Genomic DNA, 15575 nt, shown 5'->3' on the forward strand with positions numbered 1-15575 from the left:
TGTCTGAGCGCAATCCTGTCAACGGTGCCAGCGGGCTTCTCGAACAGCGCCCAGAGGGGCCACATGCAACTATTTTGATAGCGTGCTAACATATTGCGTTTACCCACCAGTGCCCGACTGCCGACCAAAGGGAGACAGCATGGACCTCAAGGAAATCGCCCTCGGCGGCATCTACGTAAGCCCATTGCTGCTATACGCCCTGCTGGGCTTTCTCGGCGCACTGCTCGTTCGCACCCTGCTGCATCGCCTGGTGGGCTCGAGGGTGTTCTGGTATGAAGCCTGGTTCGACGCGGCATTGTTCGTGATCATCACCGCAGCCATCGCATTTCTCTCTTCTTCTGCTACCGGATCGTTATGATGCGCAAACTGCTTCGCATGCTGACCACGCTCGTGATCGTGGCCCTGGCCCTCGCCGCAGGTGCCTGGCTATGGCATTACTATCTCTATACGCCCTGGACCCGGGACGGCCGGGTACGGGCCGAGGTGATCACCATCGCACCCGATGTCTCCGGCTGGGTGAGCGAGCTGTCTATCGAGGATACTCAGGCAGTGGGCAAGGGCGATGTCCTGTTCCAGATCAACCGCCAGCGCTATGCAACGGCCGTTGAGCAGGCCAAGGCGGTGGTCGCACAAAGGCAGGCAGAGTGGCAGTCAAAGCAGCATGAAGAGACCCGCCGCAGCCGCCTTAGCAACCAGGCGATCAGCGACGAGGATCTGGATCTCGCACACCTTGAGACCCGCAGTGCCAAGGCCACTCTTGATCAGGCCCAGGCCGAGCTTGAAAGCGCGCAGCTCGACCTCGAACGCACCACGGTAACCGCGCCGGCCGATGGCCACGTCCTGAATCTCAAGCTCAGCGAAGGCAATTACGTCAATACCGGCAACCCGGTGATGGCGTTGGTGAAGGCAGATTCCTACTACGTGACCGGCTATTTCGAGGAGACCAAGATGCCGGGCATCGCCCTCGGCGATCCCGCCCGCGTCACCCTGATGAGCGGCGACACCCCGCTTGAAGGCCATGTTGCCGGCATTGGCCGTGGCATCGCCGACAGCAATACCTCATCCAACGACCAGCTGCTGCCCCAGGTCGAACCGACCTTCAGTTGGGTGCGATTGGCGCAACGTATCCCAGTGCGCATCGAACTCGATGAGATCCCCGAGAACACCCTGCTGAGTGCCGGCATGACTGCAACCGTGCGCATCCTCGAGGCACCGTCGCCTTGAGCCGCCTGTCACCCTGGATCGATGCCTACCTGACGCCGTCTCGATCCGCCCTCAAGTTTGCCACCAAGGCCACGCTCGCCATGGTGCTGGCGCTCTATGTGGCGCTACTGTTCGATCTCGACCGCCCCTACTGGGCGTTGATCTCGGCCGCCTTCCTGCAAATTCGGCCGATGAGCGGTATGGTGATCGAGAAAGGCCTGTGCCAGATCGGCGGCACCCTGATCGGTGCTTTGGTCGGCATCGGCATCATGGCCCTGTTTTCACAGGCGAGGGTGCCGGCGCTGATCACCCTCACGCTCTGGCTGATGCTGTGCGCCTACGCAAGCTCCCTTTTGCGCAACAACTTTTCCTACGGCTGCATCATGGGCGCCGTGACCGCGATGCTGGTGGTGGTCATCGGACACAGCCAGCCCGGCGGTGTCTTCGACATCGCCGTGGCCAGGCTCTCAGAGCTCGGCCTGGGGGCGATCTGTGCGACCCTGGTCAACGCCTTACTATGGCCCACGCCAGTCAAGGAACACCTGGCTCGTCAGGCCGACACCGTCGTCAATCAGGCCTTTACCCATGCCGCCCAGCGGCTGGATGCCAGCGACGATATGAGCGAGCTCCAGCAATCGCTGACCCAGAGCCTAGAGCCGCTGATGACGCTCGAAATCGACAGCCAATCGGCACGCTACGAGGGCCCCGGCAGTGCCGGCCGCGTCCGCGCGACTCACCTTTTGACCAAGCGCACGCTCCGCTTCTTTGCCACCCTGAGCGCGCTGCATCAGCTGTTGCAGAACCAGGCCGGCCAGATCAACGCACCGCTGAGACAGCTCGCCGGCGAGAGCGCCCAGGCCTTTCGCGATGCCGCGGATGTCAGCGGGGTACCAGCCGCCCGTGAGCGTCTGCAGGCCCTGCGCCATCAGGCCCATGCCTGCCCGGACGCCGATCTCGCCCCTCTGCAGCGCCGCCTGCTGCTTGGCCTGCGCGAGGTGCTGGGCAGCGCCATGATCATGCTCGACGCCCGAGAAGCCATCGCCCACCCCGGCCGCAAGCGCCTGCGTGCCGGCGCCCTCTCCTGGCACCGGGACCACCTGGCGGCACTGCTCAATGCCGGGCGTGCCGGGCTGGTGTTTTCCTGTCTGGCGACCTTCTGGCTACAAACGCACTGGTCCAACGGCCAAGTCGCGATGCTGCTGGGCACCCTGTTCTCGACGTTCTTCGCCAGCCGCGATAACCCGGTCACGATCTGCATGATGTTCTTCAAAGGCATGCTGGTGGCCCTGCCCAGCGCCTTCCTGTTCGGCCATGTACTGCTTTCCCAGGCCAACGGCTTTCCGATGCTGGCCATGCTGCTCTTCACGCCGCTTTTCCTGGGGCTTCTGGGGGCCGCAAAGCCCCAGCTGATGGGCTACTGCCTGGCCTTCACCATCTTCAATATCCTGCTGACCATGCCCGGCAACGGCATGGATTTCTCCTTCGACAGCTTTGCCAACCGCGCGATTGCCGTGATTATCGGTCTGAGTGCGGTCGTGATGGCATTTCGGCTGATACCCGGGTTAGGGGCTCCCGTTCAGCGCCGCCGTCTGGTCAGCGCCATCAGCCGGGACCTGCGCGACATCGGTACGCCACCGTTACACGAAGCAGAGGCCACGTTCAGCGGCCGCATGGCGGATCGCCTGCTGCAGCTCGGCCGCCACGACAACATGCTGCCCGAGGATCAACGACACCTGTTCATGATCGGCCTCAATGGCCTCGACCTCGGCCGCTCCTGCCTGCGTCTGCGCCATCGCCTCGACGATACCGCACCCCCGGTCCGCCAGGCCCTGCATGAGCTGCTGGCAGTACTTGCCAAGGCCTTCGAGGAAAGCGCTCGGGGCCAGTCGCCTCGCGGCATTCGCGAGGCGAGCCAGGCACTGGATGACGCCCTCGCCACCCACGGCGGTATCTCCAGGGACTGGCACGTATTGCTCGAAGGACTGGTCGAGCGCCTGTCGCTGACCCTCGAGCGCCAGGCCGAGGTGATGGCCGGCCACCCCACGCGACTTGCCAGTAAGCCCTCTTAAGTTGATTGCACGTCCAAATTTCTAACCTGTCGATATTTTTGATAGTGTGCTGTCGCCAAAAAGCGACAATCACTTCCAAAAAGGACAGGTAGCACCTGTTTTCTTCCTGATATCTTTAAATGTGAGCAAGCGATCACTCAAGGCCGTTGGCTTGACCATGGGGCTCTTCGCCGTTGCCACCCCGGTACTGGCTCAGGACAAAGATACCGCAAACGTCCAGCGCTAACTGGACGCCCTGCGCGACGAAATGCAGCAACTGCAGAATCAGCTCGAGCAACAAGAGAGCACATCAGCACAGGCCGAGGATGCCAGCGGCCAGGAAACACGCGAGCTGGCCGAAGAAAACCGCACCCTCATCGAAGCCGCCCAGCAGACCACCATCAGCGGCCAGCTTGAATTCGGCTCGGTATTCAACGACTGGGATCAGCGCGACAAGGACACCGTCGGCGACTTCGACTTCGGCAAGTTCAATCTTGGCATCAGCGGCGGCGAAGGGGCCTTCAACTACTCCTTCCAGTATCGCTTCTACAACGGCTATCGTTTCCTCCAGCACGGCTGGATGGGCTATGACGTATCAGAAAACGACAGTCTGAAGCTTTGCCTGGTGCAGACTCCGTTCGGTAACATGGATTATGGCTACCTGGGTTGGTACGGCACCCTGCCCTACATTGCTGGCTTCAACGACAACCAGAATGCGGGTATCAAGTGGGATCACAGCCAAGGCGCCTGGGACACATCGCTTGCCTTCTTCAAGAGCGACCAGCTCGGCGACGATAACGCCCACTACGGCGCCAATGCCGTCGGCAGCAGCGCTCAGGGCAACAGCGAAGAAAACCAGCTTGCCGCTCGCGTCGCCTACACCCTCGGCCAAGGCAGCGATTACACCACCGAAGTTAACCTGTCGGCCAAAGGCGGCCAGCTCTACAACACCAAGACTGGTGAGAGTGGCGACAACTGGCAGGCGGCCGTGGGCCTCAGTGGCAACTACGGCAGCTGGATGACCCGCTTGCAGGCCACCACCTACGCATACAATGCGGAAAATCCGGCGGAATCGGCCTCCGAAATCTCTGACAATGTCATGCAGATCGGGGCGTTCAACTTCAATTACCTGATCCCCGCCAAAGGTGAAATGTACTCGGCAAGCCTGGCCTACAGCATGGACGTCAACTGGGGTCCGGTAGAGAATGCCTATTTCTACAACGATCTAAGCATGATCGATCCGTCAGGCGACTTCACCCCGGCCAGCGGCGGCTTTGGCGACCGGGATAACCCCGTGGTCAACGACCTGGGCATGAAGCTCACCGCTGGGCCCTACTACGCCTGGTTCGATATCGTTACCAACAAGAACGGCCTCAACTATTTTGGCTTGCCGATCGACGATCAGTGGCACACCAGCTTTCAGACCCACGTCGGCCTGACGTTCTAAGCTGACATTTGACACCTCGCACATGAAAACGCCCCGCTCATCAGAGCGGGGCGTTTTCTATGCAAGCCAGCTAACGTTGCTTGGCGATGCGGCGCCGAAGACGTCGTCTGGCGCTCATGACAGCATCACTTGTCGTAGGCGCCCTGGATATCGACGATACGCTTGGCGTTGCGGCCCAGACCGGCGTGGGCATCGAGCATGCGCTCGACCCAGCCATACACAGGGTCAGCGTTGGACAGCAGGTCCGCCGTCGACACCGTGCGTGCCCACATGAAGTTGCCGAACAGCAGGTAGTCCGCGGCACCGGGGGTCTCGCCATCCATGAAGTCGCTCTCCTCAAGGCGCCCCCGCAACGGGGCCAGCGCCTGGTCGAGCATGCTCAGGCCCTTGGCCGGCGAATGCATTTCCTCCAAGGTGCGGCCGAAACGCTTCTCGCGGGTGGTACGGAAGTACTCCCGGTCATCGGGATGGATCGCATTGTAGAGATCCATGACGATGGTGCGCATCATGCCCGGCGCCAGCGAACGCTCGGCGTAGTGCTTGAAGAAGCGAGCCCTCGCTTCGGCTTCCGGGCTTCCCAGCAGCGGCTTGTCGGGATAGACCCGATCCAGATAGCGCATGATCTCGAAACTGTCGCTGACCACCTCATCGCCGTCGACCAACACCGGCACCAGTCCTTGCCCCGAGAAGGCGATGGCGTCTTTCTCGGAAAAGAGCCACGGTCGTGTCTCGGCATCAAGCCCCTTGTGCGCAAGCGCATAGCGCACCCGCCAGCAGAAGGGCGAAAAGAGCAGCTCGTCATCAATCCCGCACAGTTCATAAAGCACTCGGCTCATGTGGTCTCCTCACCTGTCCATTAGTCTAAAAATTGCGCCCCAAAACACCACGAACTTTCGTAAAAAAGGGCCATATTGGCGCTAACAATGCTTGTATATCAAAGAGATGGAGAAGCTTATTTAGCATAACACCAATGGTCATACCAATTATCCACTGATAGCCAAAGCATCAATCCAACCTTATGGTGCCAAGCCGTAGTATCGGTTACTAACCTAACCACCTTATGTCCTCGGCACCTCCCTTCCACCCAATGAAAACAAGGATTGCTGCCTCATGAGTCAAACCCTACTCGCCCTGCTCGCCTTCATGCCACTGTTGTTGGCTGGCGTGTTACTGATCGGCTTTCGTATGCCGGCGCGTCAGGCCATGCCCATCGTTTATGTGGTGACTGCCGCCATCGCCCTGTTTGCCTGGGACATGACGGCCAACCGCGTTCTGGCCTCGACCCTGCAGGGTCTGATGCTAACGGTGGCGATCCTGTGGATCATCTTTGGCGCCATCCTGCTACTCAACACTTTGAAGCATTCCGGCGGCATCGCAGCGATCCGCAACGGCTTCTCGGGCATCAGTCCGGACCGCCGGGTTCAGGCGATCATCGTCGCCTGGCTGTTTGGCTGCTTCATCGAAGGTGCTTCGGGCTTCGGCACGCCTGCCGCCGTAGCCGCACCGCTGATGGTAGCGCTCGGCTTCCCGGCGCTGGCCGCGGTGATGGTCGGCATGATGATCCAGTCCACGCCGGTATCCTTCGGTGCCGTGGGCACGCCCATCGTGGTCGGCGTTAGCGGTGGCCTGGACAAGGCCGGCATCACCGAGCAGTTGACCGCCGGCGGCGGCACCTGGCTCGAGTACTTTCGGCTGATCACCTCTGAGGTGGCCATCATTCACGGCATCATCGGTCTGTTGATGCCGCTGCTGCTGGTGCTAATGATGGTGCGTTTCTTCGGCGCCAATCGCTCCTGGAAGGAAGGCCTGTCGATTGCGCCCTTCGCCCTTTTCGCCGGTGCCTGCTTCGTGGTGCCCTACATGCTGGCCGGCGTGCTGCTGGGGCCGGAGTTCCCGTCGATGATCGGCGCCATGGTAGGCCTTGCCATCGTCGTGCCGGCCGCTCGCAGTGGCTTCCTGATCCCGAAAGACACCTGGGATTTCCCCGAGTCCAGCTCCTGGCCTGACGAGTGGATCGGCAAGCTCGAGATCAAGCTCGATAACGTCGGCGGCAAAGCGCCGATGTCTACCTTCATGGGCTGGGTGCCCTACGTGCTGCTGGCCATCTTCCTGGTCGCCTCGCGCACCATCGAGCCGCTCAAGCAGGCGCTGACCTCGCTCAGCCTGTCCTGGAGCAACATTCTTGGCGAGGCCGGCGTGTCGGGCAGCATCCAGCCACTCTACCTGCCTGGCGGCATTCTGATCGCGGTCGTGCTGGTCACCGTCGCCCTGCATCGCATGCGTATTGCAGAGGTCAAGGCCGCCGTCCACGAGTCGTCCAAGACCCTGCTGGGCGCTGGTTTCGTGCTGCTGTTCACCATTCCCATGGTGCGCATCCTGATCAACTCCGGCGTCAATACCGCAGACCTAGTCTCGATGCCGGTCGCCATGGCGCAGTTGGTGGCCGACAGCATGGGCCATGTCTATCCGCTGTTTGCACCGGCAGTGGGCGCCCTGGGGGCCTTTATCGCCGGCTCCAATACCGTGTCGAACCTGATGCTGTCGGACTTCCAGTTCAACGTCGCGCAGCAGCTGGGGCTATCCACCGCCATGATGGTGTCCCTGCAGGCGGTCGGCGCCGCCGCCGGCAACATGATCGCCATTCACAACGTGGTCGCAGCCTCGGCAACCGTCGGCCTGCTGGGTCGAGAAGGCATCACCCTGCGCAAGACGATCCTGCCAACGATCTACTACGTGACCGCCGCCGGTCTAATCGGTTTGATAGCGCTTTACGGCTTCAATATCAGCGACGGCCTGCTCGGCCTGGGCTAAAGGGGCCGGCACCCTAAGCCATCATCACGACGCCCGCGCCCAGCCGGGCGTCGTGCTTACTGGCCCTTGTACTGCGCTCCTTCTAATCTTGCTTTGCTCCCTTCGTTATTGCCTGCCTCTATCACGCCACTTCCTGACTGCTTTCGGCGTATGAATGCGTCATTCGTCGCTGGGCAACCGGCCATGCCCTTGGACACAATGACCCGGACACAATGAAAAGATGGAAAATATTTCCATTTTATCTCATCCATTGGTCATACCATCGTCCCAAGAGGCTTTACAGGCTTCCAAGGATTGCGCAGATTGGAGGACTAGCTTTTGCCGTGGCCCGTGGCCACGACCCAGTTGAGGCACGACCATGAACATCCTCTACGATGAACATCTCGACGGCGCGATTGCGCCCCATGACAAGGCCGATGTGCTCGCTGACCTGAGTCGGGCCATTCCGGGCATGACCCTCTTGCACCACGAGGAAGACCTGCGACCCTTCGAGTGCGATGGCCTGTCGGTCTACCAGGTGTTGCCAATGCTGGTGGCGCTGCCCGAGACCCTTGATCAGGTCGAGACGCTGATGCGCCGCTGCAACGCCCTGGGCGTGCCGGTTGTGACGCGCGGCGCCGGCACCGGCCTTTCCGGCGGCGCCCTGCCGTTAGAGCAGGGCGTGCTGCTGGTGATGTCGCGCTTCAAGCGCATCCTCGACGTCGACCCCGAGGCCCGCGTCGCGCGAGTGCAGCCCGGTGTTCGCAACCTGGCGATCTCCGAAGCCGCCGCGCCCCATGGTCTCTATTACGCTCCCGATCCTTCCTCGCAGATTGCCTGCTCGATCGGAGGCAACGTCGCCGAGAACGCGGGCGGTGTGCACTGCCTGAAATACGGCCTGACGGTGCATAACGTGCTCAAGGTCGAGGTGATTACCATCGAAGGCGAGCGCATGACCCTGGGCTCCGAGGCCTTCGACGCGCCGGGCTTCGACCTGCTGGCCCTGTTCACCGGTAGCGAGGGCATGCTCGGCGTGATCACCGAAATCACCGTCAAGCTGTTGCCCAAGCCCGAGACCGCCAAGGTGCTGATGGCAAGCTTCGACGACGTTGAGAAGGCAGGCCGCGCAGTGGGCGAGATCATCGCCGCGGGCATCATCCCTGGCGGCCTAGAGATGATGGACAAGCTGGCGATCCGCGCCGCCGAGGACTTCGTCAAGGCCGGCTACCCGGTAGATGCCGAAGCCATTCTGCTCTGCGAGCTCGACGGCGTGGAAGCCGACGTGGCCGACGACTGCGAGACGGTGCGCCGCGTGCTTGAAGCCGCCGGCGCCACAGATATCCAGCAGGCCCGCGACGAGGCCGAGCGGGCGCGCTTCTGGGCCGGTCGCAAGAATGCCTTCCCCGCCGTGGGGCGCATGTCTCCGGACTACTATTGCATGGACGGCACCATCCCGCGCCGGGCCCTGCCAGGCGTGCTAAAGGGCATCGCCCGGCTCTCCGAGGAATCGGGCCTGCGTGTTGCCAACGTCTTCCATGCCGGTGACGGCAATATGCATCCGCTGATCCTGTTCGATGCCAACCAGCCCGGCGAGCTTGAGCTTGCCGAAGAAGTCGGCGGCAAGATTCTTGAGCTGTGCGTGGAGGCCGGCGGCAGCATCACCGGCGAGCACGGCGTGGGCCGCGAGAAGATCAATCAGATGTGCGCCCAGTTCCAGCCCGATGAGATCACAGCGTTCCATGCGGTGAAGGCAGCCTTCGACGATCAGCGACTGCTCAACCCGGGCAAGAACATCCCGACCCTGCAGCGCTGTGCCGAGTTCGGTGCCATGCACGTCCACAACAACGAGCTGCCGCATCCAGAGCTTCCGCGGTTTTAATCGAGAGCTTCCACGGTTCTGATCAAGGCGGCCGCGGCGGCTAGAGGCCGCCGCGGAGCTGGCGAGACCCAGAAGGATTCATCATGTCTGAGAAATACGTATCACCCCGCGATCAGGACGCGAGCGCAGAACTTGGCGAGCAGATCCGCCAGGCAGATGCCGCTGGCTCGCCGTTGAGAATCGTCGGTGGCGACACCCGGGGTTTTTACGGCCGAACGATGGACGGCACGCCACTGTCGCTGGCCGCCCATCGCGGTATCACCCACTATGACCCGGTAGAGCTCGTCGTTTCGGTACGTGCCGGCACGCCGCTCGCGGAGCTAGAGGCAGCGCTTGAAGCAGAAGGCCAGATGCTCGGCTGCGAACCGCCTCGCTTCGGTGAGGGAAGCACCGTCGGCGGCATGATCGCCACCGGGCTATCCGGCCCGCGCCGTCCCTGGGCCGGCGCGGTGCGCGACTTCGTGCTCGGCACCCGCGTAATCGATCGCGCCGGCTGCGAGCTGCGCTTCGGCGGAGAGGTGATGAAGAACGTCGCCGGCTACGATCTGTCGCGGCTGATGGTCGGTGCCCAGGGCACCCTCGGTGTCGTCAGCGAGGTGTCGATGAAGGTGCTGCCCAAGCCCGCCGCAAGTGCCAGCCTGCACCTGGACATGCCGCTGGAGAAAGCCCTGGACCGGCTCACCGAATGGGGCCGCCAGCCGCTGCCGATCACCGCTGCGGCCTACGCAGCCGGCGCCCTGCACCTGCGCCTGGAGGGCGGCGCCAGCTCGGTGGCCGCGACCCGCGAGCGCCTCGGCGGCGACGAGCTCAAGGACGGCTTCTGGCAGGCGCTGCGCGACCTGAGCCTGCCCTTCTTCAACCAAGACTCACGCCCTCTGTGGCGGCTGTCATTGCCCAACCATACCCCGCCGCTTTCACTGGCCGGAGAAACGCTCTTCGATTGGGCCGGCGCCCAGCGCTGGCTGAAGAGCGACGCCGATCCCGAGGAGATTCGCGCCGCCGCCAGCAGCGCCGGCGGCCACGCCAGCTGCCTGACGCCCGGAACAGCCGAGCCCTTCACGCCGCTGGCCCCGGTCATCGCCAAGTACCACCGTCGGCTCAAGGCCGAACTCGACCCGAACGGGATCTTCAACCCTGGCCGCCTCTACGGCGACTTCTGAGCTCGGTAACAGCTCGAAGGGAACTCCCAAAAGAGCAGCACGACGGGAACGCCTGAAGAGATAGCCCGAAGAGAGAGCCCGATGCAGACTCATTTCAGCCAAGACGATCTCAAGAAGCCGCATATCCGTGAGGCCGACCGGGTACTGCGCAGCTGCGTGCACTGCGGCTTCTGCAATGCCACCTGCCCGACCTACCAGCTGCTCGGAGACGAGCGCGATGGGCCCCGCGGTCGCATCTACCTGATGAAGGAATTGCTGGAGAGCCGCGATGACGACGACCGGGTCACCGAGGAGACTCGGCTGCACCTGGACCGCTGTCTGACCTGCCGCAACTGCGAGACGACCTGCCCCTCCGGCGTCGAGTACCACAAGCTACTCGACATCGGCCGCGCCGAAATCGAGCGCCGCGTGCCGAGAAGCCTGCCGGAGCGAACCCTGCGCTTCGGGCTGCGCAAGGCGCTGGTCGAGCCCGCCCGCTTCAAGGCCCTGCTCGCGTTGGGTACTGCCTTCAAGCCACTGGTGCCGAGCCGGCTCAGCAGCAAGATACCGCCGGCGCCGGTGGATGCCGGCAAGCGCCCCGAGGGCAGGCGCCATGCTCGCCAGATGCTGATTCTCGAAGGCTGCGTACAGCCTGGCCTATCGCCCAACACCAATGCCGCCACCGCCCGAGTGCTGGACAAGCTCGGCATCGGCTTGACCCCAGCGCCCGAGGCCGGCTGCTGTGGCGCCATCGATTTCCACCTGAATGCCCAGGACGCCGGTCGAGAGCGCATGCGCGCCAATATCGACGCCTGGTGGCCGCACCTGGAAGAGGGCTGTGAAGCCATTGTTCAGACCGCCAGCGGCTGCGGCGCCATGGTCAAGGAATATGGCGAAGCGCTGGCCAACGATCCGGCCTATGCCGAGAAAGCCGCCCGCGTCAGCGCACTGGCCAAGGATCTCGGCGAACTACTGGCCAACGAAGACCTGGACGCCCTGAGCATTCAGGACAAGAAGCGGCTGGCCTTTCACTGCCCCTGTACGCTGCAGCATGCACAGAAGCTAGCGGGCAGCGTCGAAGGCGTACTCAGCCGGCTGGGCTTCTCGCTAACCCCGGTTCAGGATGGCCACCTGTGCTGCGGTTCGGCAGGTACCTATTCGATCACCCAGCCAGAACTGGCCACCCAGCTGCGAGACAACAAGCTCGACGCATTGGAAGCCGGCGACCCGGAGATGATCGTCACGGCGAACATTGGCTGTCAGACCCACCTGGCCGGGGCCGGCCGCACGCCGGTTCGCCACTGGATCGAAATCGTCGATGAGGCGCTGACATGACGTACCTAATGAAGGAGCGTCACCGCGCGATTCATGCAGGCGCCAGCCCTATCTGGCTGGCGCCGCTCAACCACCACATGTCCCACACCCCATAGGAGCATTCCATGCAGACCAAATCCGTACTGACCCTCGCAGATGCGAACATCATTCTCGACGCCGCACAGAAAGAAGCGGAAGCCAACGGCTGGGCCGTGACCATCGCTGTTGCCGATGACGGTGGCCATCTACTGGCCCTGCGCCGCCTCGATGGCGCCGCGCCGATGACTCCCTCGGTGGCCTCCGAGAAAGCCCGCACCTCCGCGCTGGGCGGCAAGGAAACCCAGGCCTTCGAGGACATGATCAACAACGGCCGCACAGCCTTCCTGTCCGCCCCGCTGACCGCCACCCTGTCAGGCGGTGTCCCGGTACTACACGACGGCCAAATCGCCGGCACCGTGGGCGTCTCCGGCGTCAAGCCGGATCAGGACGTACAGGTCGCCAAGGCAGGCATCGCCGCCCTGGGCTAAGCACGCACCGCCAACACGTTATTCCGGTTCTCCCCTTGCCCCCAGCCTAGAGCTGCGGGGCCCTTTTTCGTCCCGCCTTTTACTACACCGCTGATATACGCCACCGCTTGTCTGCCCTGCTGCAAGATCACGCCTTGCTGGCGACTTGTCTCGACAATGAGCACCGGCCGCCCGCCACATAGTGGCAATCGATACGATGCTGTCGAGATACTGAACTTACGCGTCAATCACTCCCGCTGGATCCACCAGCCATGAGCATTAGCCCGGCCCCCAACCCCGACATCAAGGCGCCCAAAAACGCCAGCCCCGACTGCTCCAGAAAATACAGGCCCAAGCCGACACCTAGCAGCACCGCGCCGCCTAACGTACAGGTTCCCTTGCCTAGTATGTCTCTCATGATCGCCTCCTCGCGCCTCATCCTCTGACTGTGCGCTGACCCACCCCTAACGCTGGAACTCTCGCCCGCTCTATTAGTCTTAGCCTGTATAGCGCCAAGCGCCATTACCGTGTGCGATTCCGAGTATGCAAATCCGTCATGCACGAAATGGTTGCATGCTACCTAATTATCGAATAGGTCGTGTATAGCATTCGTACAGCCACATGAATGCATTGAAGTGCCATTCACTGGACGAGAGGTACACTATGAAACGCATTGTGACCACAGCTTCAGCCCTGACACTGATGATGATGATGTCAGGCGCCGCTCTCGCTGAGCACCATGAAGACAAGATGGCCGACCCGACCGGCGTCGACTCAGCGAATGAAGTCAGCGATATGTCATCTGAGAGTGATGCAAAACTGGAAGATGGCCAAATCGTCAAAGAAGGCGGCAATGACAGCGCCAACGACATCGAGATGAAAGATAGCGATGCGACGCTGGAAGATGGCGAAGTCGCCCCGGATAGCGGCGTAGATTCCGCTAACGAAAACTAAGTTTCAGCCCCCTTGCTGATACATTGGACCCCGGCCATGCCGGGGTTTTTTCGTTTTGCCAGCCTTGACCATCCGGCGGCATACTGACGACTCGCCTTATACACCACCCGCCAACGCCCGGAGATGTTTCATGCCCGACAACGTGCATTTCTACCGCCCTGATGACGGCCACGGCCTGCCCCACAATCCCTTCAATGCCATCATCGGACCGCGACCCATCGGCTGGATTTCCTCGCAGAGCGCCGATGGCACCCGCAATCTAGCGCCCTACAGCTTCTTCAATGCCTTCAACTACACGCCGCCGATCATCGGGTTCGCAAGCGTCGGCTACAAGGACAGCGTGCGGAACATCGAAGCAACCGGCGAGTTCTGCTGGCAGCTATCAACTCGCGAACTGGCCGAGCCCATGAACCAGAGCTGTTCGGCGGTCGGCGCCGAGGTGGATGAATTCACTCTGGCCGGCCTCACTCCTGCGAACTCTCGCGTGGTCAGCGTCCCCCACGTCGCCGAGGCACGGGTGGTCTTCGAGTGCCGGCTAAGCCAGCTCCTGCAGCTCACCTCCGCCGCAGGCGATGCCGTCGACACCTGGCTGGTGCTCGGTGAGGTAGTCGGCGTGCACATCGATCAGACCCTCCTCAAGGATGGCGTCTACCAGACAGCCGACGCCGGCCCCATCCTGCGCGCCGGCGGTCCTGCGGACTACTTCGAGATCACTCCCGAGCAGCGCTTCGAGATGCATCGCCCGGGATAATGACTCGCGCCTCACAGCGCCCCCGTTTGCCAACCCCGGCAGTCGTGCGCAAGGTCGTGCAGGAAAAGAGACGGCCCGCCAGCCCATGGCGCGCCGCCCGCCGATGCACCAGACTGAACGAACATCGGAGATGAGGCAGCAGCCGAGAACAGCCCGAGAAGACCAGAGAAGAAGTCGATAGAGCGCGAGCGAAACACCAGGCCGGCGCAGTCGCGCCGAAGGAGAAGAGCATGGCCGGTGGATGGTCGAAAGATGGCGCCGTGCAAGAGCAGATCGACAGCACGGTAGAAGACGCCCTGGAACGGGCACGCAGCGAGCTCCCCCGCGGGGAAAGCCTTGCATACTGCGAGGAATGTGACGAAGCGATTCCACAGGCGCGGCGCGAGGCGGTGCCGGGCGTGCGCCTGTGCATCAACTGCCAGAGCAAGCGCGACAAGCACCGCTCTGCGGTCAGCGGCTATAACCGCCGTGGCAGCAAGGACAGCCAGCTTCGCTAGAGGCTCGAGCAACACACGCGGCAAGGCAGCCAACTACGTCTACTATCGGCCCTCGCCTGCCGTGGCCTTTTGCACCCTGAGCTCAAGGCGCCGCTCATAGAGCCCCTTGGCCACTAGAGTGCCCAGTACCAGGGCTCCGCCGACGAAGGCGATGGGCGTGGGGCGCTCGCCGAGAATGCCCCATGCCCACAGCGTGCCCACCACCACCTCAAGCAATAACAGCAGCCCTACCTCGGCCGCGGGCAGGTACAGCGGCCCGCGCTGCAAGAGCGTCACGCCCAACGGCACGATACCCAGACACAGCCCCACGATCATCAGCAAGCGCTCGCCATCCGGCAGCGTAAGCTCGCCCCCGGCACTCGCTACCAGGGCCCCACCCAGCCCCACGATCAGCCCTGCGAAGGTCAGCATCGGGCTCATGTCGACCCCCGGCCGGCGGCGACACAGAGTAAAGTTCAGCGCCAGGGTCGTGGCCGCCAGCAGGGCAAAGCCATTGCCCACCAGCGAGCCGGCGCCAGCGTCATCCGCCACGACCATCGTGATGCCTGCCATGCACAACCCGATCGAAAGCCAGGTGCGACGCGGCAGGCGCTCCTTGAGGATCACCCAGGAGAGCCCCGCCGCGATGATCGACGACGAGGCGAGAATGATCAGCACATTGCCGGCGCGGGTGTACTGATTGCCGAGCACGAAGCCGCAGGTGGTCAGGCTGAACAGCAGCGCCACCACGATGCCGGTGCCGCCGCAGCGTCGATAGGCCGCCAACGTATTGCGACCGTGTCGCGCCACTACCAGCAGCAGAAATCCCAGCGCCGAGACCAGGCCTCGCCACATCAGCATCTGCGCATCCGGCAGGTCGATCAGCTTGATCAGTAGCGCATCCGGGGACATGACCAGCGCCCCGCCGCCCGTCAGCAGCAGGCCCTGCTGGCGATAAGAAAGCCCTTGGTGAAGGGGCATTGGGAGACCTCTTGTGGATTCAAGAATAAACGCCTGCGCAGCAGGGGTTACACCCATCACGCCTGCCGCCAAGCCGCGACAACACTC

Annotated in this window: 14 protein-coding genes; 12 read left to right on the forward strand and 2 right to left on the reverse strand. The window is 62.7% G+C overall.

Going from position 1 to position 15575, the window contains the following annotated elements:
• The first annotated feature begins 139 nt into the window (after positions 1-139).
• The 4 genes from Q2K57_RS02890 (at position 140) to Q2K57_RS02905 (ending at position 4698) form a co-directional block, all read left to right on the forward strand.
• Positions 140-358, forward strand: a complete 219-nt coding sequence (locus Q2K57_RS02890) for a DUF1656 domain-containing protein (RefSeq protein ID WP_112054182.1) — start codon at positions 140-142, stop codon at positions 356-358.
• Positions 358-1224 (forward strand): efflux RND transporter periplasmic adaptor subunit, encoded by an 867-nt coding sequence (locus Q2K57_RS02895; RefSeq protein WP_112054181.1) that lies wholly within the window; start codon positions 358-360, stop codon positions 1222-1224. The genes Q2K57_RS02890 and Q2K57_RS02895 overlap by 1 nt, the downstream gene beginning before the upstream one ends.
• Positions 1221-3272, forward strand: a complete 2052-nt coding sequence (locus tag Q2K57_RS02900) for an FUSC family protein (protein ID WP_369700287.1) — start codon at positions 1221-1223, stop codon at positions 3270-3272. The genes Q2K57_RS02895 and Q2K57_RS02900 overlap by 4 nt, the downstream gene beginning before the upstream one ends.
• A 247-nt stretch (positions 3273-3519) precedes the next feature.
• Positions 3520-4698, forward strand: a complete 1179-nt coding sequence (locus Q2K57_RS02905; RefSeq protein ID WP_304526096.1) for a hypothetical protein — start codon at positions 3520-3522, stop codon at positions 4696-4698.
• Between the two features lie 125 nt (positions 4699-4823).
• Here the strand turns inward: Q2K57_RS02905 and Q2K57_RS02910 are convergent, their stop codons facing one another.
• On the reverse strand, positions 4824-5534 hold the full coding sequence (locus Q2K57_RS02910) for a glutathione S-transferase N-terminal domain-containing protein (RefSeq protein ID WP_112054179.1): 711 nt from the start codon (positions 5532-5534) through the stop codon (positions 4824-4826).
• Positions 5535-5808: 274 nt separating this feature from the next.
• Here Q2K57_RS02910 and Q2K57_RS02915 point away from each other — a divergent pair, with 274 nt between their 5' ends.
• The 8 genes from Q2K57_RS02915 to Q2K57_RS02950 all read left to right on the forward strand — a co-directional run bounded on the left by Q2K57_RS02915 (position 5809) and on the right by Q2K57_RS02950 (position 14528).
• Positions 5809-7509: an L-lactate permease gene (locus Q2K57_RS02915; protein ID WP_304526097.1), complete on the forward strand. Its 1701-nt coding sequence runs from the start codon at positions 5809-5811 to the stop codon at positions 7507-7509.
• A gap of 358 nt (positions 7510-7867) precedes the next feature.
• The gene (gene glcD, locus Q2K57_RS02920; RefSeq protein ID WP_304526098.1) at positions 7868-9367 is read left to right on the forward strand and encodes a glycolate oxidase subunit GlcD; all 1500 of its coding nucleotides are present in this window, start codon (positions 7868-7870) and stop codon (positions 9365-9367) included.
• Positions 9368-9450: 83 nt separating this feature from the next.
• On the forward strand, positions 9451-10527 hold the full coding sequence (gene glcE / locus Q2K57_RS02925) for a glycolate oxidase subunit GlcE (RefSeq protein WP_304526099.1): 1077 nt from the start codon (positions 9451-9453) through the stop codon (positions 10525-10527).
• An 81-nt stretch (positions 10528-10608) separates the two neighbouring features.
• A complete protein-coding gene (glcF, locus tag Q2K57_RS02930; protein WP_304526100.1) occupies positions 10609-11841 on the forward strand; it encodes a glycolate oxidase subunit GlcF in 1233 nt (410 codons plus the stop codon).
• A 104-nt stretch (positions 11842-11945) separates the two neighbouring features.
• A complete protein-coding gene (locus tag Q2K57_RS02935; RefSeq protein ID WP_112054174.1) occupies positions 11946-12347 on the forward strand; it encodes a heme-binding protein in 402 nt (133 codons plus the stop codon).
• A 642-nt stretch (positions 12348-12989) separates the two neighbouring features.
• The gene (locus Q2K57_RS02940) at positions 12990-13280 is read left to right on the forward strand and encodes a hypothetical protein (RefSeq protein ID WP_304526101.1); all 291 of its coding nucleotides are present in this window, start codon (positions 12990-12992) and stop codon (positions 13278-13280) included.
• Between the two features lie 130 nt (positions 13281-13410).
• Positions 13411-14031: a flavin reductase family protein gene (locus Q2K57_RS02945; RefSeq protein ID WP_304526102.1), complete on the forward strand. Its 621-nt coding sequence runs from the start codon at positions 13411-13413 to the stop codon at positions 14029-14031.
• A 230-nt stretch (positions 14032-14261) separates the two neighbouring features.
• Positions 14262-14528: a DksA/TraR family C4-type zinc finger protein gene (locus Q2K57_RS02950; RefSeq protein WP_304526103.1), complete on the forward strand. Its 267-nt coding sequence runs from the start codon at positions 14262-14264 to the stop codon at positions 14526-14528.
• A gap of 42 nt (positions 14529-14570) precedes the next feature.
• On the opposite strand, the gene Q2K57_RS02955 is transcribed toward Q2K57_RS02950, so the two are convergent.
• Positions 14571-15488: a DMT family transporter gene (locus Q2K57_RS02955; protein WP_304526104.1), complete on the reverse strand. Its 918-nt coding sequence runs from the start codon at positions 15486-15488 to the stop codon at positions 14571-14573.
• Positions 15489-15575 lie beyond the last annotated feature (87 nt).

Origin of the sequence: Halomonas sp. I5-271120 (assembly GCF_030553075.1) — a bacterium.
Classification (GTDB): Bacteria; Pseudomonadota; Gammaproteobacteria; order Pseudomonadales; family Halomonadaceae; genus Onishia; species Onishia taeanensis_A.